At 69.7% G+C, this 21,957-nt stretch carries 19 protein-coding genes; 9 read left to right on the top strand and 10 right to left on the bottom strand.

What is annotated here, in order from left to right:
- Window positions 1-5 precede the first annotated feature (5 nt).
- Entirely contained in the window at window positions 6-764 is a 759-nt protein-coding gene (locus tag NE235_RS10340) for a deoxyribonuclease IV (protein WP_252801168.1), read from the top strand.
- A 108-nt stretch (window positions 765-872) separates the two neighbouring features.
- On the opposite strand, the gene NE235_RS10345 is transcribed toward NE235_RS10340, so the two are convergent.
- The 5 genes from NE235_RS10345 to NE235_RS10365 all read right to left on the bottom strand — a co-directional run bounded on the left by NE235_RS10345 (window position 873) and on the right by NE235_RS10365 (window position 7,090).
- Window positions 873-1,334 carry a barstar family protein gene (locus tag NE235_RS10345; RefSeq protein ID WP_252801170.1) on the bottom strand — a complete coding sequence of 154 codons (462 nt, stop codon included), beginning with the start codon at window positions 1,332-1,334 and terminating at the stop codon, window positions 873-875.
- Window positions 1,335-1,411: 77 nt separating this feature from the next.
- Window positions 1,412-2,593, bottom strand: coding sequence for a glycosyltransferase family protein (locus tag NE235_RS10350; RefSeq protein ID WP_252801171.1), 1,182 nt, complete (start codon window positions 2,591-2,593; stop codon window positions 1,412-1,414).
- A gap of 4 nt (window positions 2,594-2,597) precedes the next feature.
- Window positions 2,598-4,019 (bottom strand): glycosyltransferase family 87 protein, encoded by a 1,422-nt coding sequence (locus tag NE235_RS10355; protein ID WP_252801173.1) that lies wholly within the window; start codon window positions 4,017-4,019, stop codon window positions 2,598-2,600.
- 9 nt (window positions 4,020-4,028) lie between these two features.
- Window positions 4,029-6,590: a transglycosylase domain-containing protein gene (locus NE235_RS10360; RefSeq protein ID WP_252801175.1), complete on the bottom strand. Its 2,562-nt coding sequence runs from the start codon at window positions 6,588-6,590 to the stop codon at window positions 4,029-4,031.
- Window positions 6,591-6,691: 101 nt separating this feature from the next.
- Window positions 6,692-7,090: a DUF5318 family protein gene (locus NE235_RS10365; RefSeq protein WP_252801176.1), complete on the bottom strand. Its 399-nt coding sequence runs from the start codon at window positions 7,088-7,090 to the stop codon at window positions 6,692-6,694.
- A 201-nt stretch (window positions 7,091-7,291) separates the two neighbouring features.
- Here NE235_RS10365 and NE235_RS10370 point away from each other — a divergent pair, with 201 nt between their 5' ends.
- The 8 genes from NE235_RS10370 to NE235_RS10405 all read left to right on the top strand — a co-directional run bounded on the left by NE235_RS10370 (window position 7,292) and on the right by NE235_RS10405 (window position 16,981).
- Complete coding sequence (locus NE235_RS10370) at window positions 7,292-7,864, top strand: PadR family transcriptional regulator (RefSeq protein WP_252801178.1); 573 nt, start codon at window positions 7,292-7,294, stop codon at window positions 7,862-7,864.
- A gap of 44 nt (window positions 7,865-7,908) precedes the next feature.
- Window positions 7,909-8,988 carry an inositol-3-phosphate synthase gene (locus NE235_RS10375; RefSeq protein WP_252801180.1) on the top strand — a complete coding sequence of 360 codons (1,080 nt, stop codon included), beginning with the start codon at window positions 7,909-7,911 and terminating at the stop codon, window positions 8,986-8,988.
- Window positions 8,989-9,619: 631 nt separating this feature from the next.
- Window positions 9,620-11,410 carry an ABC transporter substrate-binding protein gene (locus tag NE235_RS10380; protein WP_252801182.1) on the top strand — a complete coding sequence of 597 codons (1,791 nt, stop codon included), beginning with the start codon at window positions 9,620-9,622 and terminating at the stop codon, window positions 11,408-11,410.
- Between the two features lie 176 nt (window positions 11,411-11,586).
- Window positions 11,587-12,624: an ABC transporter ATP-binding protein gene (locus tag NE235_RS10385; protein ID WP_252801184.1), complete on the top strand. Its 1,038-nt coding sequence runs from the start codon at window positions 11,587-11,589 to the stop codon at window positions 12,622-12,624.
- Complete coding sequence (locus tag NE235_RS10390) at window positions 12,621-13,679, top strand: ABC transporter ATP-binding protein (protein ID WP_252801187.1); 1,059 nt, start codon at window positions 12,621-12,623, stop codon at window positions 13,677-13,679. The genes NE235_RS10385 and NE235_RS10390 overlap by 4 nt, the downstream gene beginning before the upstream one ends.
- Window positions 13,676-14,638: an ABC transporter permease gene (locus tag NE235_RS10395; protein WP_252801189.1), complete on the top strand. Its 963-nt coding sequence runs from the start codon at window positions 13,676-13,678 to the stop codon at window positions 14,636-14,638. Before NE235_RS10390 ends, NE235_RS10395 begins: the two co-directional genes overlap by 4 nt.
- Before the next feature lie 9 nt (window positions 14,639-14,647).
- On the top strand, window positions 14,648-15,598 hold the full coding sequence (locus NE235_RS10400; RefSeq protein ID WP_252801191.1) for an ABC transporter permease: 951 nt from the start codon (window positions 14,648-14,650) through the stop codon (window positions 15,596-15,598).
- 75 nt (window positions 15,599-15,673) lie between these two features.
- Window positions 15,674-16,981 (top strand): MFS transporter, encoded by a 1,308-nt coding sequence (locus tag NE235_RS10405; RefSeq protein ID WP_252801206.1) that lies wholly within the window; start codon window positions 15,674-15,676, stop codon window positions 16,979-16,981.
- Window positions 16,982-17,054: 73 nt separating this feature from the next.
- Here NE235_RS10405 and NE235_RS10410 read toward each other — a convergent pair whose 3' ends face one another.
- The 5 genes from NE235_RS10410 to NE235_RS10430 form a co-directional block, all read right to left on the bottom strand.
- Window positions 17,055-18,227: a TolB-like translocation protein gene (locus NE235_RS10410; protein ID WP_252801208.1), complete on the bottom strand. Its 1,173-nt coding sequence runs from the start codon at window positions 18,225-18,227 to the stop codon at window positions 17,055-17,057.
- A complete protein-coding gene (locus tag NE235_RS10415; protein ID WP_289848437.1) occupies window positions 18,224-18,742 on the bottom strand; it encodes a SigE family RNA polymerase sigma factor in 519 nt (172 codons plus the stop codon). Before NE235_RS10415 ends, NE235_RS10410 begins: the two co-directional genes overlap by 4 nt.
- Window positions 18,743-18,834: 92 nt before the next feature.
- Window positions 18,835-19,056 (bottom strand): hypothetical protein, encoded by a 222-nt coding sequence (locus NE235_RS10420; protein ID WP_252801212.1) that lies wholly within the window; start codon window positions 19,054-19,056, stop codon window positions 18,835-18,837.
- Window positions 19,057-19,144: 88 nt separating this feature from the next.
- Complete coding sequence (locus NE235_RS10425; RefSeq protein WP_252801215.1) at window positions 19,145-20,419, bottom strand: adenosylmethionine--8-amino-7-oxononanoate transaminase; 1,275 nt, start codon at window positions 20,417-20,419, stop codon at window positions 19,145-19,147.
- Window positions 20,420-20,522: 103 nt separating this feature from the next.
- Window positions 20,523-21,953, bottom strand: a complete 1,431-nt coding sequence (locus NE235_RS10430; RefSeq protein ID WP_406567559.1) for a CCA tRNA nucleotidyltransferase — start codon at window positions 21,951-21,953, stop codon at window positions 20,523-20,525.
- Between the last annotated feature and the right edge of the window lie 4 nt (window positions 21,954-21,957).

Below are 21,957 nucleotides of genomic sequence, written 5' to 3' on the forward strand. Positions count from 1 at the left end.
GTCGCATGCTGCGAATCGGAGCTCACGTCGACCGCACGGACCCGCTCGCCGCCGCGGCGGCGAAGAAGGCCGAGGCGGTCCAGTTCTTCCTCGGCGACCCGCAGGGCTGGAAGGCGCCCGTGCTGCCCGAGGACCACGAGGCGATCCGCGACTCCGACGTCGACGTGTACATCCACGCGCCGTACATCGTGAACGTCGCGACGTCCAACAACCGCATCCGCATCCCGAGCCGCAAGATCCTCACCCAGCAGCTCGAGGGCGCCGCGAAGATCGGGGCCAAGGGTCTGATCGTGCACGGCGGGCACGTGCTGAAGAACGACGATCCGCAGACGGGCTTCGACAACTGGCGCAAGGTGTTCGAGCGCATGGAGGACCACCCCGTCCCCGTCCTCATCGAGAACACCGCGGGCGGCGACAACGCCATGGCCCGCAGGCTGGACCGGATCGCCCGGCTGTGGGAGGCCCTCGACGGCTTCGACGTGGGGTTCTGCCTGGACACCTGTCACGCGCACGCGGCGGGCGAGGACCTCGTCGACGTGGTCGAGCGGATCAAGGCCATCACCGGCCGGATCGACCTGGTGCACTGCAACGACAGCCGCGACGCGTTCGGCTCCGGCGCCGACCGGCACGCCAACCTCGGGGACGGCCGTATCGATCCGGAGCTGATCCTGGCGGTCGTCCGCGCGGCCGGCGCCCCGGTGATCGTGGAGACGCCCGGTGATGGTCAGGCCGCCGACATCGCCTGGCTCCGCGAGCACCTCTGAACCCCCGAGTTATCCACAGGCTGTGGGGAACTCACGCCGGGGTGGGCCCTGGTTTCCGGCGGGTTGACCCCCCCGGCCGTCCACAGCCTGTGGAAAACGGGACGCGGCTCACTCGTCCGGGAGGGCGTCCGGGAGCCCCACGGGTCCGTGCTCCCGATCCTCCTCCGTCACGAGGATGAGGACGGACAGCGGCGTCGTGGTGTCCCGCCAGTGCTCGACGGCCGCGGTGAAGACGTCCAGCAGCGTCCGGTGGACCGCCGGATCGGCGTCGGCCAGTTCCCGCCAGTGGTCGTACAACACCAGGTAGCCGCAGTTCGCCGGAACCCAGGACAGGTCACGGAGGGCGTCCTGGAGCGCGTCCCAGTTGTGCCCGAAGTACGACGGCAGGACGAACTCGTCGGCGCAGCGCGCGAGCAGCGCCCGCTTGTCGCGCACGTCTTGGACGTCGATCCAGAAGACGCGGCGACCGCGGCGCTCGGCCTCGGCGGCGCCACGGACGGCCTCCTTCCGCCCGACGGGCCAGGTGTACACGCCCGGTGGCCGGTGTCCGGTCAGAATCTCCGCGATCATTCGTCACCCTCGTTCGCGCGTCGGGCGGTCCGTCGCTCGCTTCCTACCGTCGAGGATCCCGCCTACACCCGTTCGGGTCAGCCGGCCCATCCTCCGGAGTTGTACGTCACCACCTCGGCCGTCATCAGCGGCACGAAGAGGGCGATCAAGAAGAGGTACGCGGGCCGCCGGCTCCGGCCGATCGCCAGCCACAACGGCCACCACAGCAGCGTCGCCCGGCCGATCGACAGGTAGTACGCCGAGGTCAGCAGCGAGATCAGCGGCAGCCCGACGTACACGGTCTCCGCCCACTGCCGCCGCCACAGCAGCCAGACGGTCAGCGCGACGCCCACGGCCGCCGCGATCAGCTCGACGCGGAAGGCCGTCGTGAACTGGTCGTGCGAGCCGAAGGCCGCGTGCCACGTCGTCTGGAAGGACGTCCACGGCCACACCATCGAGCGGCCCCAGCCCGCCTCCTGCGCGTGCTGCCACGCGGACCAGTCGCCGGTGCGCCGCCACTGGTACACGGTGTAGCCCAGCACGGGGAGGAACGGCACGGCCAGCCACGGCGCCGACCGCCATCGCCGGTCCGCCGTCAGGAACTCGACGATCAGCGCGGCGGCCAGGAACAGACCGGTGACCCGTACGCAGGACGCGCCCGCGGCGCACAGGACGGCGGCCGGCCACCGTCGCTGCCGGGCCAGCAGCCAGGCGGGCAGCGCGAACGCCAGGAACAGGGTCTCGGAGTAGCCGGCGAACAGGAACACGGCGTACGGGCTGAGGAGCAGTGCGAACACCGCGCGCGGTCCTGCCGAGCCGGCGCTGCCGTGCGCGCCGAGCCCCGGGCGGGCGGCGTGCGCGCCGGGCGCCGTGCCTCCCTCCGCGGGGTGCTCGGCGAGCCGGGCCAGCGCGACCACCGCCCCCGCGCCGGCCACGAGGCTGACCAGCAGCGCCGACAACTGCCAGTTCGGGATCAGCGGATGGAGGATCCGGAGCGCGAGGGGCAGTCCGGGGAAGAACGCGGGCAGCCCCGGGTCCGGCGGATGCGCGGGGTCTCCCCCGTAGCCGTAGCGGGCGATCTCCACGAAGTGGTCGACGTCCCACTGGGTCCACCGGCCGAGGAAGGAGTCGTGCAGGTCACCGTGGGACCACAGCGCCGAGGCGAGGAGCGAGATCCCCACCACCGCCGCCCGGGTGCCGAACCAGGCGCGCAGCGCGAGCCGGTCGCCGGGGCGGAGCCGCTCCGCGCCGACGCCGTCCGAGCGGTCCTCCGCGGCCATGGGCTCAGGCGGGCCGCGGCGCGCGGCGGCGCAGCAGGACGAAGCGGTCCTCGGCGTCGTCGAGGACCCCACCGGCCGGATCGTCGGCGCCGCCGGCCCGTACGGTGTCGAGGCGGGGCACCAGGATGTCGACCACGATGAGGACGGCCAGCAGCAGCACCGTCAGGAAGCGGGCCAGCAGGGCGATGAAGTACACGCCGTCGTCGATGCCGGCGGCGGGGGCGTGCCCCGCGAAGACCGCGGACAGGGTGGCCGACAGGCCCACGCCGGGATTCTGCTTGGCCCCGGCCATGAGGTACCACCAGATGCCGAAGAAGTAGACGATCTCTCCGGCCTGCCACAGCAGGAAGGCGGGGAGCTTGGGCCGGGCCAGCGCCGCCAGCGGCAGCAGCCACAGGACGTACTGCGGCGACCAGACCTTGTTGGTCAGCAGGAAGGCCGCGAGCGTCAGGAACATCACCTGGGGCAGCCGCGGCCGGCGCGGGGCCAGCAGCACGAGCAGCGCGATGCCCAGGGCGAGGATCACGAATCCGGCCTCGCCCATGAGGTTCAGGGTCGGCACCTTGTCGACGGACGACAGGCCCTTGCGCTCGGCCAGGAAGAAGATCGAGCCCCAGTCGACGGGGCGCTCCTGGTTGAACGTGTAGAACCGGCTCCAGCTGTCCCAGGCCACCGCCATGATCGGCAGGTTGACGACGAGCCAGGCGACGACGGTGCCGGCCAGCAGCCGGCCGAACTCCCGCCACCGGCCCGCGCGCAGGCACAGCAGGAACAGCGGCCCGAGGAGGACGAGGGGATAGAACTTCGCCGCGACGGCGAGGCCGAGCAGGACGCCCGCGACGCCGGGGCGGCGGCGCGCCCAGGCGGCGAGCGCCAGCGCGGCCAGGGCCACGGCGAGCAGGTCCCAGTTGATGTACGCGGTGAGGAGCAGCGCGGGCGACGCGGCGACCATCAGCCCGACCCGGCGGTTCTGCCCGCCGGCGACCAGCGCCGTCGCCAGCACGGTGACCGCCGCGCACAGTACGAGGACCACCGCGGTCAGGTTGAAGAACCACATGCCGCGCGAGACGGCGTCGTCACCGCCGAACCAGCGCGCCGCCGTCGCGGCGACCTGCATGAGGCCGCCGGTGAGCACCGGGTACTCCACCGGCTCGGGGATCTTGTCGAGGTACGGGACCTTGCCGTCGGCCAGGCCCCGGCCGAAGTACAGCGGGTAGATGTCGGTGTAGCAGGCGTTGCGCACCGTCGGGATGAAGTCGAAGCCCGCCCGCTTGCACGGGACCTTCTCCAGGTAGCCCAGGACCGAGACGACCGCGGTCGTGGACACGAGCATCGGCAGCACCTGCCGGAGGCCCGTACGGACACCGGCGGGGCCGGGGGAGTTCGCCGCTCCCCCGGCCCCATCGACCAACTGTGACTCCGGCATGCCAGCAGGCTATTCCTTCAGCGGCCGTGCGGCCTGATCCTGTGCGTTCGTGCCCGCGCCGCCGTTCCCGTTGCCGGGCGGCTTGGCCGGCCCCGTCGAGGAAGGCGTGCAGTTCACGTCCCACGGCGCCCTGCAGGTGTGGGTCGGGTCCGGGCTGTGCGACCCGTTGTTCTGGCACTGCGGGAGATCCGGCCTCCGGTCGCAGATTCCGCTGTGGCCCGGGTTTGGCGTCTTGGGCGCCTTGCAGTGGTCACGCGCCGGAATCTGGCCCTCCTGACACGGCGGCGTCGGCGTCGGCGACGACGTCGTGGGCGTCGAGCTCGGCGTCGCGAACGCCTTGGGCGGGGCGTAGTACGCGGGCGGCGGGAACTGCTCGGTCGTCTTGCCCTCCAGCGCCTTGGTCATGTAGTCGTGCCACATCTGCGCGGGCAGGTCACCACCGTTGATGTGGGTGTAGTCACCGATGTTCTGCAGCGGCAGGTACTCCGCCTTCTGGTGTTTCTTCGCCGCGTGGAACCGCCAGATGCCGACCGTCGTGACGTACTGCAGGTCCTTGGCACCGGTGACCTTGGGCGTGAAACCGGAGAACCAGACGGCCTTGTTCTCACTGGTCGTTCCGGTCTTGCCCGCCACCTCGTGGTTCCCCAGTTGGGCTCGCCGCGCGGTACCGCTCCGGACGACCTGCTGCATGGCGTACTGCACGTCATGCGCGATCTGCGCGTTGAAGGCATGCCGGGCGGTGACGCTCTTGGGCTCGTGCACCTTGTGGTCCTTGTCGATGACCTTCCGGATGCTGTGCGGGGTGACGTACTCCCCGTCGTTGGCGATCGTGGCGTATCCGGTGATCAGGTCGAGCGGGCGCATGTCCGACTGGCCCAGGAAGAAACCACCCTCACCGGGGTTACCGCGCTTGAGGGCCTCCTCCGGAAGACCGGCGTCCTTCTCGAGCTTCACCACGTTGGAGGTCCCGGCCTTGTAGCCCAGCGGCACGAAGATTGTGTTGTACGACTGCGCGAGGCTGGTGACCATGTTGACGACGGGCTGGCGGGGGTTGCCCTCGTCATTGGTGAACTTGTGGCCGCTCGGATCGCTCGGGGACACCCGGTCGCCGTCCGTGTTGATGTAGGCCGGAGCCGTCGCGTCCATCGTGCTCTTCAGCCCGATGCCCTCTTTCTCGGCGGCGGCGAGGACGAACGGCTTGATCGACGATCCCACCTGCGCCGTGGAGTAGAAGACGTCGTCCACCGCGCGCTTCAGGTAGTCACGACCGCCGTAGGCGGCGAGGATCTCCCCGTTGAGCGGGTTGATGGTGACCAGGCCGACGTTGGTGTCCTTCGGCATGCGATGGGCGCGCAGGTCGGCCTCGACCGTCTCCTTCGCCTGCTGCAGGAGGTTCTTGTCCCAGGTCGTGTAGACCTGCAGACCACCGTTGTCGATGTCCTCGTCTTTGAAACCCATGCCGTGCAGGGCGTTCTTGACCCGCTGGATCATGTAGCCCTGCTGCCCGCGGTACAGCTCGCTGTCCTTCTGCTTCATCGTCTTGGGCGGGTGGTCCTTGAACCTGGCGTAGTCCGCCTCGGACAGCTTGCCCATCTTGCGCATCTGGTCGAGGACGAGGTTGTAGCGGTTCACCGCGTCGACGTGCCGCTGGCCCGTGCTCCGCGGGTCGTAGTACTGCGGCTGCTTGATGTTGGCCGCGAGCACCGCCGCCTGCGGGACGGTGAGGTTGCCGGCGTGCACCTTCGGACCGAAGTACGTCTGCGCGGCGGCCTCGACGCCGTTCGCGCCGTAGCCGAAGTAGATCGTGTTGAGGTAGTGCTGCAGGATGGTCTTCTTGTCCTCCTGCTGGCCGACCTTGATCGCGATGAAGATCTCTTTGAACTTACGGCTGAACGTCCGCTGCTGGGTCAGGTAGGCGTTCTTGACGTACTGCTGGGTGATCGTCGAGCCACCCTCGGTGCTGCCGCCCGTGAGGTTGTTGTAGACCGCGCGCCCGATCGACTTCGGCGAGATCGCCGCCTCGTTGTAGAAGTTGTGGTCTTCGATCGCGATCGCGGCCCACTGCATGTTCGGGCTGATCTCGTTGAGCGGCTTGATGACCCGGGAGCTGCCGATCTGCACCATCCGGCTGCCGTCGCGGTAGTAGACGGTGGTGCCCTGCTTCATGACGTCCGCGTTGGGCGCCGCGGGCACCTTCACCATCGCGTAGGCGACGCCGACCCCGCAGATGCTCGCGAGCGTGCCGATCCCGAAGACGGCGAGCCACAGCTTCCACGACAGGAGGCGGCGCCAGCCCGCGCGCTTCGCCTTCTTCTTGCCGGAGCCGCGCCGCGTGCCGTCGCCGTCGCCGGGGCGCCGGCGACCCGGGCCGCCGCCGCCACCTGAGCCTCCGGAACCGCCGGGGCCTCCGGGGCCGCCCGGACGACCGGGGCCGCCGGGGCCACCAGGGTGGGGCCGGCTGGGGAGCGCAGGGAGGTGAGACCCGTCGACCTGCGGCTGCGGCCGGGTCGGGGCAGGTCCGGCAGACCCCGATCGACCGTACTCTGGCCCGTAATCGCTGCTGTAACTCACGCGACCTCGTTCACTCGGGTACGGCTTTTCAATCCGTCCGACAGTACTGTGTAGGCAAGTGAGCGGGGACCGCCTGCCGGGGACACCGTGCCTTCGCGCGGCTACTCTCGGACGCTACGGCCCTGGTCAGGAGTTGTTTCTCCATAGCCAAGGACGTAGGACTGCGTCAAGTAGTTCCAGGAACAACCTTGACACACTTCAACCACATAGACCCGGAATTCACCGAATTCCCGGGCCATCTCCTGGAGCTCCTCCGTCGCCTTGACCCGTCCGGCGTACCGGCCCAGTTCGTCGCCGTACACGTACGTGACATGCGTGAGCCGTTCCTTCCGGCATACGGGGCAGGGTCGATCGGTGGGTTCGCCATGATACTTCGCGGCTCGCAGGAGGTAGGGGTGCGCGTCGCAGGCGTCCGCGACGGTCAGGCCGCCGGATGACAGCTCGGCCAGCGTGGCCCGCCGGGCGAGCCCGTAGTCGACGACCAGTCGCTGGGACCACATGTCTGCAGACTACGACGACCCGCAATCCCCAATTCGTGACATTCCAGGCACCCTCCGTGCGCCCTTCCTGAACACGGCCGTCATTTCACGGTCCGTTCACACCCCGGCTTGCCATGAGGGGAGGGGGACCGTATCTTCCTGATGTATCGAGTCGATACATTCGAGCGATACATCGAGTCGAGCGGTCGAGAGGAGGGGGCCATGAGAAGCAAGGCCGGCGTGCTGGAGCTCGCCGTGCTCGGGCTGCTCCACGAGGCCCCCATGCACGGGTACGAGCTGCGCAAGCGGCTGAACACCCTGCTCGGCATGTTCCGCGCGTTCTCCTACGGATCGCTCTACCCCTGCCTGAAGGACCTGCTCGAGCAGGGGCTGATCGCGGAGGACGACCAGGAGCCCGTCCCGGCACGCCCGGCGGGCACCCGGCGCTCGAAAATCGTCTACAAGCTCACGGCCGACGGGAAGGAGCGCCTCCAGGAGCTCCTCTCCGAAGCCGGTCCCGCGTCCTGGGAGGACGAGGGGTTCGGAGTGCATTTCGCCTTCTTCGCCCAGACCCGAGCCGACGTACGGCTGCGGATCCTCGAAGGCCGGCGCAGCCGGCTCGAGGAGCGGCTGGAGAGCGTGCGCGCCGCCCTGGCCCGCACGCGCGAGCGTGTCGACAACTACACGCTCGAACTCCAGCAGCACGGGTTGGAGTCGGTCGAGCGCGAGGTCCGGTGGCTCAACGAGCTCATCGGCCGCGAACGCGCACAACAAGCAGATGAGAAGAACGGCTGAGGGCGCAAGGCGTCCCCCGCACCAGAGAGCAAAGGAGCATCCGGATGGGTTCAGTGCGCGTGGCCATCGTCGGAGTCGGCAACTGCGCGAGCTCGCTCGTCCAGGGAGTCGAGTACTACAAGGACGCCTCGCCTGAGACTCGTGTCCCTGGTCTGATGCACGTTCAGTTCGGCGACTACCACGTCGGTGACCTTGAGTTCGTCGCCGCCTTCGACGTCGACGCCAAGAAGGTCGGCCGCGACCTGTCCGAGGCGATCGTCGCCAGTGAGAACAACACCATCAAGATCTGCGACGTGCCGCCGTCCGGCGTCACCGTGCAGCGCGGCCACACCTTCGACGGTCTCGGCGAGTACTACCGCGAGATCATCGAGGAGTCGGACGACCAGCCGGTCGACGTGGTCCAGGTGCTCAAGGACACTCAGGCCGACGTTCTCGTCTCCTACCTGCCGGTGGGCTCGGAAGAAGCGGACCGCTTCTACGCCCAGTGCGCCATCGACGCCGGTGTGGCCTTCGTGAACGCGCTGCCGGTCTTCATCGCCAGCGACCCGGAGTGGGCGCAGAAGTTCACCGACGCCGGTGTCCCGATCGTCGGTGACGACATCAAGTCCCAGGTCGGCGCCACCATCACCCACCGCGTGATGGCCAAGCTGTTCGAGGACCGCGGGGTCGAGCTGCTGCGCACGTACCAGCTCAACTTCGGCGGCAACATGGACTTCATGAACATGCTGGAGCGCAAGCGCCTCCAGTCGAAGAAGATCTCCAAGACGCAGTCGGTCACCTCGCAGATCCCGCACGAGATGGCCAAGGCCGACGTGCACATCGGCCCGTCCGACCACGTGCCGTGGCTCGACGACCGCAAGTGGGCCTACGTCCGCCTGGAGGGCCGTTCCTTCGGTGACACCCCGCTGAACCTGGAGTACAAGCTCGAGGTCTGGGACTCCCCGAACTCCGCCGGCGTCATCATCGACGCGGTCCGCGCCGCGAAGATCGCCAAGGACCGCGGCATCGGCGGCCCGATCCTGTCGGCGAGCTCCTACTTCATGAAGTCCCCGCCGGTGCAGTACAGCGACGACCAGGCCCGCGAGGCCGTGGAGTCCTTCATCCGCGGTGAGGTGGAGCGCTAGTCGACGAGCGAGCGGAGTGGGCGGTGAGGTACGAGCCGCCCGCGAAGCGAGTGAGGAGACTCACGCGACCATGGAGCAGGAGCGCTGAGCCGAGCGCTGAGCCGAGCGCTGAGCCGAGCGCTGATCCAGCGCTGAACGATTCACTCCAGGTGAGGGGTCCGTGCGCCTACGGCGCGCGGGCCCCTCGCCTTTTGGCCTGCTCAGGACCGGACCCCGGATTTCGTCGTGGTTACGGTAAGCACATACTGTTACGTCGGCTCGGTGGTGTGCCGCGGGGAGTCCCCGGTGCGAGGCTGGGCCGCAGGCGGACGACGGCCCCCGCCCAGGGCCGGTTCGGGCGCTCCTGGCGAAGAAGAGGAAGAGATCATCGAGGCGGGAAGGTGACGCCGACTGGCGGTCAATGCGATACGTGCCGCGATGCCCGTATCACACCTAGTGAGGGTCTCATCACGAGGTTGTCTCACCTACTGCACAGTTAAGTAACTCGTCCGAATCTTTACCGATCTGAGCTGGACAGCGACCTGGACCCAAAGGTGTTCTCCCACGGGGACGTGTCGAGAACCCGGCACGCCTGCGAACAAACGCATCACAACTAGCGCAACACGGCCCTAGGGCCGGATGGAGGGCGTTCATGTCAGTCGAGAAGACGGGGTTGAAGGCAGCGGCCGCCATCGGCACGCTCGCCGTCGCCCTCGCCGCCTGCGGCGGCGGAGGTTCGAACGGCGGCTCCGATGAGGGAACGCCCCAAAAAGGCGGGACCCTGAAGATCGCGGGTTCGTCGGTGCCGGACCACATCGACCCTGCGAGCGCCTACAGCACGGTCAACCAGGGCTTCTCCCGGAACTGGGCGCTCACGCTCTTCACGAACAAGGCCTCGAACAACTTCAACGAGACCATCCCGAACTACCCGGACGCGGCCGCGGAGCTCCCGACCAAGGAGAACGGCGGCATCAGCGCGGATGGCAAGACCTACACGATCAAGCTGCGTGACGGTCTGAAGTGGAACACGAACCCGGCCCGCCCGGTCACGGCCGCCGACTTCGTGCGTGGGCTGAAGCGGACGTGCAACCCGGCGAGCCCCGCCGGCGCGCCGTACTACACGGACCTCATCGAGGGCATGGACGACTTCTGCAAGGGCTACGGCAAGGTCGACGCCAAGTCCGCCAAGGCGATGGGTGACTACCAGGAGGGCCACGACGTCTCCGGCTACACGGCCAAGGACGACAAGACCCTGGTCGTCAAGCTGAAGCAGCCGGCCGGTGACTTCCTGAACATCATCGGGATGTCCTTCGCCTCGGCCGCGCCGAAGGAGTACGACAACTACATCCCTGACAGCCCGGAGTTCCGTCAGCACACGGTCTCCGACGGTCCGTACCAGATGACGTCGTACAGCGACAAGAAGTTCGTCCTGGAGCGCAACCCGAACTGGGACGCCGCCTCGGACAAGCTCCGCAAGGCGTACGTCGACCGGATCGAGATCGACCTCGGCCAGGACTCCCCCGACCAGGTCGAGCAGCAGCTCGAGCAGGGCACGGCGGACCTCGCGTGGGACCAGCCGGTGCCGACCTCCGCGATCCCGCGCCTCGCGCAGGCCAAGGACAAGCGGTTCCGCCTGCAGGACAACCCGGGCGTCAACCCGTACATCGTCTTTAACACCCTGAGCCCCAACAACAAGGGCGCGCTGGGCAAGAAGGCCGTGCGGCAGGCCATCGAGTACGCGATCGACAAGGTCGCGATCGCCAAGAACTACGGCGGCGTCAACGTGGCCCAGCCGGTCCGTTCCGCGGTCGCCCCGGGCAACGTCGGCTACGACGCCAACTACAACCCGTACCCGACCAACAACGACTCGGGCGACCCGGCCAAGTGCAAGCAGATGCTCTCGGCCGCCGGATACCCGAACGGCCTCACGCTGAAGTTCCCGTACCGGACCAACAGCAACCACCCGCGCAACGCGCAGTCGATCCAGGCGAACCTGCAGGCGTGCGGCATCACCGTCCAGATGTCGCCGGACACCAACGGCAACTTCTACGGCACCACGCTGGTCACGCCGGCGGACGCCAAGGCCGGTAAGTGGGACATCGCCGCTCCGGGCTGGGGCCCGGACTGGTACGGCAACAACGGCCGTTCCGGCCTGCAGCCGCTGTTCGACGGCCGCATGTACGGCCCGAACTCCCCGGACTACGGCGGTTACAACAACGACCAGGTCAACAAGCTGATCGACCAGGCGAACCAGGCGCAGACCCAGGCCGAGGCCCAGACGGCGTGGGCGCAGGTCAACAAGCTGGTCATGGACGATGCCGCCATCGTTCCGCTGATCACGCAGAAGTTCTCGACCTACCAGTCGGCGCGGGTCCGCGACACGCTGTTCCTGCCCGCCTTCCAGACCTACGACTACAGCCTGGTCTGGCTGGCCAAGAAGTAACCAGAACCGCCAGAAGTAGCTCGAACCCCAATGAGACGGCCGGGTGCGCCCCGCACGAGGCGTGCCCGGCCGTCATCGTGCCGGGACGATGTCCCTATCACACACTCACCCTGGGTAATCTTCGATGGAACTCGCCCTGGCGCGTAACCCCTAACTCAGTTCTCGAAGGGGAGGACATGAGCCTTCTCGAGGTCACAGACCTAAAGGTCTCCTTCAACACCTCGGACGGCGTCGTACAAGCGGTTCGCGGAATGACCTTCAGCATCGACCGCGGCAAGACGCTCGGCATCGTCGGCGAATCCGGTTCCGGCAAGAGCGTCAGCACCCAGACCCTCATGGGCCTCACGCCGGGTGCGAAGGTCAGCGGCCAGGCCCTCTTCGAAGGCCAGGACCTGCTCTCGATGACCCCCGACCAGCTTCGCCGGATCCGCGGCCCGCAGATCTCCATGATCTTCCAGGACCCGCTGTCCAGCCTGCACCCGCTGTACAAGGTGGGCTGGCAGATCGTCGAGATGATCCGCGCGCACGAGCCGAACGTCTCCAAGGCCGACGCCCGCAAGCGCGCCGTCGAGCTGCTCGGCATGGTCGGCATCCCGCAGCCGGACCGCCGCGTGGACGACTACCCCCACCAGTTCTCCGGCGGCATGCGCCAGCGCGCGATGATCGCCATGGCGCTCGCGCTGAACCCGAAGCTCATCATCGCCGACGAGCCGACCACCGCGCTCGACGCCACCGTGCAGGCCCAGATCCTGGACCTCATGCTGCGCCTGCAGCGCGAGTTCGACACCGCTCTCATCATGATCACGCACGACCTCGGGGTCATCGCCGACCTCGCCGACGACGTCCTCGTGATGTACGCCGGCAAACCGGTCGAGCAGACCGACCGGCGGTCGCTGTACTACCGGTCCCACCACCCGTACAGCGCCGGTCTGCTCCGCTCGATCCCGAGCGGCGCCGGCGGCCGCGGCGGCCGGCTGATCCCCATCCCCGGGCAGCCGCCGAGCCTCATCAGCCCGCCTTCGGGATGCTCGTTCCATCCTCGTTGCCCGTACGTCATGGACACGTGCCGGGTCGACGAGCCACCGTTGCGGGAGGTGGCCGCGGGCCACGGGTCCGCCTGCTGGCTGCCGAAGGACGCGCTCGGTCTCGGTCCCGAGGCCGAGCAGCTGCGCGAGAGTGCCGTGGCAGAGGGCCGTACGGAGGTGGGCGCATGAGTGAGGACGTGCTGGTCAAGGTCGAAGGTGCCTACAAGCACTTCCCCATCAAGCAGGGGATCATCTTCAAGCACGAGGTCGCGCGGGTCCACGCGGTCGACGGCGTCGACCTGGAGGTACGCCGCGGCGAGACCCTCGGCATCGTCGGGGAGAGCGGCTGCGGCAAGTCGACGCTGGCCCGCTGCATCACCGGCCTGCACCCGCTGACGAAGGGGCGCATCCTCTTCGAGGGCAAGGAGGTCGGCCCCACGCCGGACAAGGCGTTCCGGCGCGAAGTGCAGATGATCTTCCAGGACCCGTACGGCTCGCTGAACCCGCGCCGCCGCGTCGGGTCGATCATCGGTGACCCCTTCGACATCCACGGCATCGCGGACGGCGCCGAGCGCAAGCGGCGCGTCCAGGAGCTCATGGAGCTCGTGGGCCTCAACCCCGAGCACTACAACCGGTTCCCGGCGGAGTTCTCCGGCGGTCAGCGGCAGCGCATCGGCGTCGCACGTGCCCTCGCGCTCAAGCCGAAGCTGATCGTCTGCGACGAGCCGGTCTCCGCGCTGGACGTGTCGATCCAGGCCCAGGTGATCAACCTCCTGAAGGACCTGCAGGACGAGCTCGGCCTCACCTACATCTTCATCGCGCACGACCTGTCGGTGGTGGAGTACGTCTCCGACCGGGTCGCGGTCATGTACCTCGGCAAGGTGACCGAGAACGCCGAGGCCGAGGAGCTGTACGCCAAGCCCCGCCACCCGTACACCAACGCCCTGCTGTCGGCGGCCTCCGTCGCCGACCCGGACGAGGCGGAGAAGCGCGAGCGGATCATCCTGACCGGTGACGTCCCGTCGCCGATCAACCCCCCGCCCGCGTGCCGGTTCCACCCCCGCTGCCCGAAGGCGCAGGCGATCTGCTCCACCGAGGAGCCGCCCCTGGTTCCGCGTGAGGGCGACCTGCCCGACCATCTGACCGCGTGCCACTTCCCCGTACAGCTCGGTGAGCATCTCACCCAGGCGCGGGCCGGCATCGCCCAGGAGTCCACCGAGCCCACTCTGGGGGTGTCCGAATGAGTCTCACGGAGCTCGCCGCCGACGCCGTTCCGGCCGACGCCGAACCGAGCGGCCGGAAGATCCAGGGGCGGAGCCCGTTCCGGCTCGCCATGTCGCGGCTGATGCACGACAAGATGGCGGTCGCGTCCATCGTCGTGCTGGTCCTGATCATCCTGTTCGCGATCGGCGCGCCGCTGCTCGCCTCGTGGACGGGCCACCCGTACGGCGCGCAGTACCCCGACATCGCCCGCGACTCCTGGGGCCTGCCGAAGGGCCCGAGCAAGCAGTTCTGGCTCGGCGCCGACCCGCTGGGCCGCGACGTGCTCGTCCGGGCGGCGTACGGCGCGCGGATCTCGCTGTTCGTCGGGATCGCGGCGACCGTCCTCGCCACCCTCATCGGCGTGGTGATCGGCGTCCTCGCCGGCTACATCGGCGGGGCCGTGGACGCCATCCTGGCGCGGTTCATGGACGTCGTGCTGTCCTTCCCGTACCTGCTGGTCGCGATCGTCATCGCCACGACGTTCCGCCCGCACTCCACCTGGCTCAGCCTGCTGCTGACCATCACCGTGATCGCGATCTTCTCGTTCGCCGCGATGGCCCGCATCGTCCGCGGCCAGGTCATCTCGCTGAAGGAGAAGGAGTTCATCGAGGCGGCCCGGTCCCTGGGCGCCGGCCGGATGCGGATCATGTTCGTCGACATCCTGCCGAACCTCGTCGCGCCGGTCACGGTGCTCTCCTCGCTGCTCGTCCCGACCTCCATCGTGTTCGAGGCGACGCTGTCCTTCCTCGGGGTCGGCATCCAGCCGCCGATGCCCAGCTGGGGGAGCATGCTCAACGACGCCGACTACCGGAGCTCACTGTGGCTCCTGTTCGTGCCCGGCGGCCTGCTGCTCCTGACCACCCTGGCGTTCAACCTGCTCGGCGACGGCATCCGCGACGCGTTCGACCCGCGCAGCGAGCGACTCATCACCCGAAAGTAGGACCTGACGATGTTTCGATTCATCATCCGGCGGCTGCTCTTCGGGATCCTCGTCCTGTGGCTGGTGACGACGACCGTCTTCTGCCTGCTGCACATCTCCCCGACCCCGGTCGAGAAGATGATCGCGGGGCCGCGGGCGTCCGCCGCGACGGTCGCCCTGATCCGGCACAACCTCGGCCTGGACCGGCCGTTCCTCGTCCAGTACTGGAGCTTCCTCAAGGACACCTTCACCGGTGACCTCGGCTACTCCTACGTCACCCAGGCGAAGGTCTCCTCGATCATCGCGGACCGGCTCCCGGCCACCCTCTGGCTGGTCCTGGGCGCGGCGGTCCTGTGGTTCGTCGGCGGCATCACCACCGGCGTGCTCAGCGCCACCAAGGCCCGCAGCCTGCTGGACCGCACCTCGACCGGGTTCGTCCTGCTGGGCCTGTCGATCCCGCCGTTCCTGATGGCGCTGCTCCTGCCGTTCCTGTTCATCCACGAGATCGGCATCACCTGGTTCCAGACGGGGCAGTACGTCTCGCCGTTCGAGGACCCGACGCTATTCCTGCAGCGGATGATCCTGCCGTGGCTCGCGCTGGCGTTCCTCATCGTGGCCACCTACACGCGGCTCACCCGCGGCTCGATGATGGACGTCCTCGGTGAGGACTACATCCGTACGGCCCGGGCCAAGGGCCTGTCCGAACGGCGCGTCATCTACCGCCACGGCCTGCGGGCGGCGCTCACGCCGATCGTCACCCAGTTCGGCGTGGACATCGGCGCGCTGATCGGGTCCACGATCGTCACCGAGAAGGTGTTCGGTCTGCAGGGCATCGGCCAGCTCGTCTACAACTCGATCGTCAAGGGCGACACCCCGGTCATCCTGGGCGTCACGCTGCTGACGGCGCTGTTCGTGGTCGTCGCGAACCTGATCGTCGACATCGGCTACTCCTTCCTCGACCCGCGTGTCCGGGTCGACTGACGGAGCTCCGGCGGTCCGAACGGCCGGTCGTCCCCCCGGGGACGACCGGCCGTTCCGCTGTTCTACGCTTGGGCGGTGTCCTACGCCGCCGACCTGCGCCTGGTCATCCGGGGTCAGGACTTCCGCCGCCTGTTCGCCACGCGGGTCGTCTCGGCCCTGTCCGACGGCGTCTTCCAGGTGGGCCTCGCGGGGTACGTCCTGTTCTCCCCCGAGCAGCAGGCCACCGCGACGGAGGCCGCCGTCACGGCCGCCGTGCTGCTCCTGCCGTACTCCGTGCTCGGCCCGTTCGCCGGCGTCTTCATCGACCGCTGGCGGCGCCGGCAGATCCTCGTCCACGCCCCGCTGATCCGGGCCGTGGCCGTCGCCGTGACCGCGCTGCTGCTGACGCGCGGCGACGACGGCGTCCCGTTCTTCCTCGCCGCGCTCGTCGTGTTCGCGGTGAACCGGTTCTTCCTGTCCGCGCTGTCGGCGGCTCTGCCGCGCGTGGTCGGAGCCGAGGAGCTCATCACCGCCAACGCCGTGTCGGTCACCTCCGGGACGATGATGACCTTCGCCGGCGCCGGCGTGGGGTACGTCCTGCGCGTGCTGTTCGGCGCCGGCCACTCCGGCACCGCCGCCGTCCTGTCCGCCTCCGCGGTCCTCTACGCCGTCACCGCGCTCGTCGCCACGCGGCTGGGCCGCGACCGGCTCGGACCCGACCAGAGCGAGGTGCGGGCCGGCACCCGCGAGGCGCTCGGGCAGGTGCTGCACGGCCTGATCGAGGGCGTCCGGCACGTACGGGACCGGCGGCCGGCCGCCGCGGCGCTCGGCGCGATCGGCGCCCACCGCTTCCTGTACGGCATCACCACGATCATGACGGTGCTGCTCTTCCGCAACTACTTCGCGAGCAGCGCGGAGGCCGGTCTCGGCGGGTTCGCGGTCGTCCTCGTCGTGTCCGGGATCGGCTACTTCCTGGCGGCCGTGACCACCCCGCTCGTCACCGAGCGGATCCGCAAGGAGGTGTGGATCGCGATCCAGCTGGCGTTCGCCGCCGTGGCCGAGGTGATACTCGCCGCGCCGTTCTCGCCGGTGCCGTTCGTCCTCGGCGCCTTCGTGCTCGGCCTGGTGGCGCAGGGCGTGAAGCTCTGCGTGGACACGATCGTCCAGACGACCGTGGCCGACGCCTTCCGCGGCAGGATCTTCGCCGTCTACGACATGCTCTTCAACGGGATGTACGTGGCCGGTTTCGCCGTCGCCGCCGCCCTCCTCCCCGCCGACGGCAAGTCCTACGGCGTCCTCGCCCTCATCGGCGTCGGCTACGCCCTGTCGGCCCTGTGCTACCGCCTGGCGGCGGGTACTCCTTCGAGCGTCACCACAGCCGACGGCGTGCGGCCGAGAGCTTGATCCCTGGCGGATACCGCGCTCTACCGGCAGCACCCGCCAGGGACCAACGTGCGTCCCGCAGTCTGGGCTGCGGTCAGCGGGGCGTGAAGACCGGGACCCAGGCGCCGGACCGGTCCGAATGCTGATAGCCGGTGAGCGGCGTGATCTTCCTGCCGTTGACGCTCACCAGGACCAGCCGGTTGTGGAACTCACCCTTGCCCATGCATGCCTTCGGCTCGCAGGCCAGCGCGATCAGATGGCCGTCGTCGGCCCACGCGCGCAGCTGCTCGACGGGCTGGAGGCCGGCCGTACGCCCGGTCGTGACGTCCTTGACGGCGGTCAGGGGCCCGGGGCCGGAACCGGGGTTGCGGTTGGCGACGTACCGGCCGTTCGGCGACAACCCGGCCTCCTGGTCGCCCTCCGCCTCGTGGGGCGGTGCCGCCTGCGGCCTCCCCTGCAGGTCGTAGAAGATCCTGTTGGGTACCGTGCCGGTCGGTGACCAGATCAGCGTGCCCGTCCGGCTCCATCCGAGATCCTGCCTGGTGTTGGGATTGTTCGTAACCGGGGGGAGGGCACGGAAGGGGCCCGGACGGCCGGTCTTCGCGTCGACCACGGAGAAGCCGGTCCGTGTGCTGGATCTCGGCCCGTTGGCCAGGTCCGGGTTCTGGGCGTACGCCGTCACGAGGAGCCGCCGCCCGTCCGCGGACCAGGACAGACCGCCGGCCCGGTGATCGAGCGGGATCCACCGGGTCACCTTCCGCGTGCGCGTGTCCAGCAGGCCGACCCGCGCGACCGGCAACGGGCCTTCGAGCACGGCCGCCTGCCGCAGGCCGGGTGCGACGGTCAGATACGCCCAGGGCGTCTCCCGGTAGCGGCCGACCGCCGGGTCGTACACGTACCAGGTGCGCTGCGACGAGGCCGTCACGCCGTTCTTCGCCCGGTGCGTCACGTAGTAGGCCGACATCGCGATCCGGCCGGCGGCGACGAGCCGTACGGGCGGAGAGTGCGCCGGGTCGGCGTGCAGGCTGGTGTCCGCCGGAGTCGGCCGGGTCGCCGGTCGTGGCGCCGGCGGCGACGCCGGTTTCCGTTCTAGGCCCGCCGTCACCGCCACCGCCGCGGCCAGTGCCGCCCCGCCGGTCGCCAGCGCGACCGTACGGACGCGCCGCCGGACGCGGCGGCGCAGCGCACGCTCGGCCAGCCCGGCCGGCACCGTGGCCTCCGCCGACCATTCCGTCAGTGATCGCCGTAGCAGCGTCTCGAGCTTCACTGGTGGACCTCCGTCAGGGTTTCCAGCGTGGCCAGCTCGGGGGCGAGCCGGCGTAGGCGGGCCAGGGACCGGTGCGTCGTGCTGCGTACGGTGCCGACGCTGCAGTCGAGGATCCGGGCCACCTCGGACTCGGACAGGTCCTCGAAATAGCGGAGGATGAGGACCGCGCGCTGCCGGGCGGTGAGCCGCGCCATCGCCCGCCGTACGGTGATCCTCAGGTCGACGACGGCGGTGTCGTCGTCCCGCGCCGTCTCCGGGAGGGTCGCCACCTGCGTCTCCCGGCGCGGCCACCGGAGCCGCCACCAGCTGACCTGCTGGTGGTACATCACGCGCCGCACGTAGGCGTCGGGGTCCTCGATCGTGCGCCAGCGGGCCGCCGTCTTCACGAGCGCGACCTGGAGCAGGTCCTCGGCCGTCTGCTGGTCACCGCCGGTGAGCAGGTAGGCGAGACGCATCAGCGCCGGTGATCGCGCTACCACGAACTCGTGAAAATGTCGCTCCGCCGCGGCATCCATCGTCACCTCCGAAGTGCGTCGATCTCGTTAGACGCCTCCGGGGCGCGGTGGCTATGCCGCGCCAGGCGAAATCGGTGCCGGAAGCTGGGGGCTCAGAGGGCGTCCGGCTCGCCCTCCTCGTCGAGGGCGTGCCCGTCGTCGCCGGCGTGCAGGTCCGGCTCGGGCGCGAGGAGCAGCGTGATCAGGTCGAGGAGGCCACGGAGGAATCCGGGGCGGCCGGCCTCCGGAACGTCCGGCCGGTCGGGTCCTGCCGGGTCGGGTCCTGCTGGGTCGGGTCGCGGCCCGGTCGGGGCTGCGGCGGTCACGGCGACCATGTCCACCTCCGAAGTGCGTCAGCCCCTGAGACGCGTCCGGATGCTCACGGCTATGCCGGCGGACCGGCCCTTCCCGCGCCGTCGATGATCAGCGCGCCGCCGCGCGTGCCCCGGCGAGCATCGCCCGCGTGATCCGGTCGACGTCGTCGGGCGCGCAGACGTACGGCGGCATCGTGTAGATCAGGTTGCGGAACGGCCGGAGCCACACCCCCTCGGCCATGACGGCGTCCTGCACGGTGCCGACGTCGACGGGGTCGGTCAGCTCGATCACGCCGATCGCGCCGAGCACCCGGACGTCGGACACGCCGGCCATGCCACGGGCGGGCTCCAGACCGGCCGTGAGGAGCTTCTCGATCCCGGCGACCTCGGCCCGCCAGTCGCGCTCCCGCAGCAGCCCGATGGACGCGGTGGCGACCGCGCAGGCGAGCGGGTTGGCCATGTACGTCGGGCCGTGCATCAGCACGCCGGCCTCGCCGTCGCCGATGCCGCGGGCGACCCGGTCGGTGCACAGCGTCGCGGCCATCGTGAGGTAGCCGCCGGTGAGCGCCTTGCCGACGCACATGATGTCCGGGCTGATCCCGGCCCGCTCGCACGCGAACAGCGTGCCGGTGCGGCCGAACCCGGTGGCGATCTCGTCGAGGATCAGCAGGACGTCGTGCCGGTCCGCGAGTTCGCGCAGCAGGCGGACGTACGCCGGGTCGTGGAAGCGCATGCCGCCCGCGCCCTGGACGACGGGTTCGACGATGATGGCGGCCAGTTCGTGGGCGTGGGCGGCGACGAGGCTCTCCAGCTCCGCGGCGTACGCGGGCTCGTACGTCGCCGGGGGCATGGGCGCGAAGACATGGGCGGGCAGCAGGTCCGTGAACAGGTGGTGCATGCCGCCGACCGGGTCGCAGACGGCCATCGCGCCGAACGTGTCACCGTGGTACCCGCCGCGCACGGTGCACAGCCGGGTCTTGTCCGTACGCCCCCGCGACCGCTGGTACTGCAGCGCCATCTTGATCGCGACCTCGACGGACACCGACCCCGAGTCGGCGAAGAACACCTTCGTGAGCGGGTCCGGCGTGCAGTCGACCAGGAGCTCCGCGAGGCGTACGGCCGGCGGGTGGGTGAGGCCGCCGAACATCACGTGGGCCATCGCGCCGAGCTGCCGGGTGATGGCCGCGTCGAGGACGGGGTGGGCGTACCCGTGGATCGCCGCCCACCACGACGACATTCCGTCGATCAGCTCGCGGCCGTCGGCGAGGGTCAGCCGGACTCCCTCGGCGGCGACGACCGGATGCACCGGCGTGGTCGCCGGCATCGGGGCGTACGGGTGCCAGATGTGCTCCCGGTCGTACGCGAGGAGTTCCTCAGGGCCCATGCGACCCCATGATGGCAGCCGTGACGGTCTCAGGCGCCGATCTCGGCGACGGCCCCGGGCGGGGAACGACGACGGCCCGGGGCGGGGATCTCCGCTCCGCTCGTCAGCCCTGTTCGCGGGCCCACTCGCGGAGGGCCTCGGCGGCGGCCTCCTTGCCGATCGGGCCGCGGTCGAGCCGCACATCGAGCAGGAACTTGTACGCCTTGCCGACGGCCGGGCCCGGCCCGATGCCGAGGATCTGCTGGATCTCGTTGCCGTCCAGCTCGGGACGGATCTTCGCGAGCTCCTCCTCCTGCTGCAACCGGGCGATCCGCTCTTCGAGCCGGTCGTAGGTGCGGGCCAGCGCGGTGGCCTTGCGCCGGTTGCGGGTCGTGCAGTCGGCGCGGGTGAGCTTGTGCAGCCGCGGCAGCAGGTGCCCGGCGTCGCGGACGTAGCGGCGCACCGCCGAGTCGGTCCACTCGCCCGTTCCGTACCCGTGGAAGCGCAGGTGCAGCTCGACGAGGCGGGAGACGTCGGCGACGACGTCCTTGGGGTAGCGCAGCGCGGTGAGGCGGCTCTTGGCCATCGCCGCGCCCACGACCTCGTGGTGGTGGAAGGTCACGCGGCCGCCGTCGACGAAGGAGCGTGTCTTCGGCTTGCCGATGTCATGCAGCAGTGCGGCCAGCCGCAGCACGAGGTCCGGGCCGTCCTCCTCCTGGGCGATGGCCTGTTCGAGCACGATCAGGGTGTGGTCGTAGACGTCCTTGTGCCGGTGGTGCTCGTCGATCTCCAGCCGGAGCTTGGGAAGCTCGGGCAGCACCCGCTCGGCCAGCCCGGTGTCGACCAGCAGGGTGAGGCCGGCGCGCGGGTGCGCGCCGAGGATCAGCTTGGACAGCTCGTCGCGGACGCGCTCGGCCGAGACGATGTCGATGCGGTCGGCCATCGCCTTCATCGCGGCGACTGTCTCGGGGGCGACGGTGAAGCCCAGCTGGGCGGCGAACCGGGCGGCGCGCATCATCCGGAGCGGGTCGTCGTCGAAGGAGTCCTCGGGGCGCCCGGGCGTCCGGATGATCTTCTGCTTCAGGTCGCGCAGGCCGCCGAAGAGGTCCACGAACTCGTGTCCGGGCAGGCGGGCCGCCATGGCGTTCACCGCGAAGTCGCGGCGGGCGAGGTCGCCTTCCAGGGAGGTGCCGTACGTCACCTCCGGCTTGCGGGAGCCGGGGTCGTAGGACTCGCTGCGGTAGGTGGTGATCTCGAGCTGGAGGTCGCCCTTGCGGAGCCCGATCGTGCCGTACTCGATGCCGATCGTCCAGACGGCGTCCGCCCAGCGCTCGACGATCCGCAGGACCCGGTCGGGATGGGCGTCCGTGGCGAAATCGAGGTCGTTGACCGGGCGCCCGAGCAGGGCGTCGCGTACGGGGCCGCCGACGAGCGCGAGCTGGTGGCCCGCGTCCGCGAAGCGCCGGCCGAGCTCGTCGGCGAGGGGCGTCACACGCCGCAGCAGCTCGCTGACTGCCACGTGCTGGTCGGAGGTCACGTCATGGTCGTTCGGCACGGCA

Origin of the sequence: Actinoallomurus spadix (assembly GCF_024055725.1) — a bacterium.
In the GTDB taxonomy this organism is placed as follows: Bacteria; Actinomycetota; Actinomycetes; order Streptosporangiales; family Streptosporangiaceae; genus Actinoallomurus; species Actinoallomurus spadix.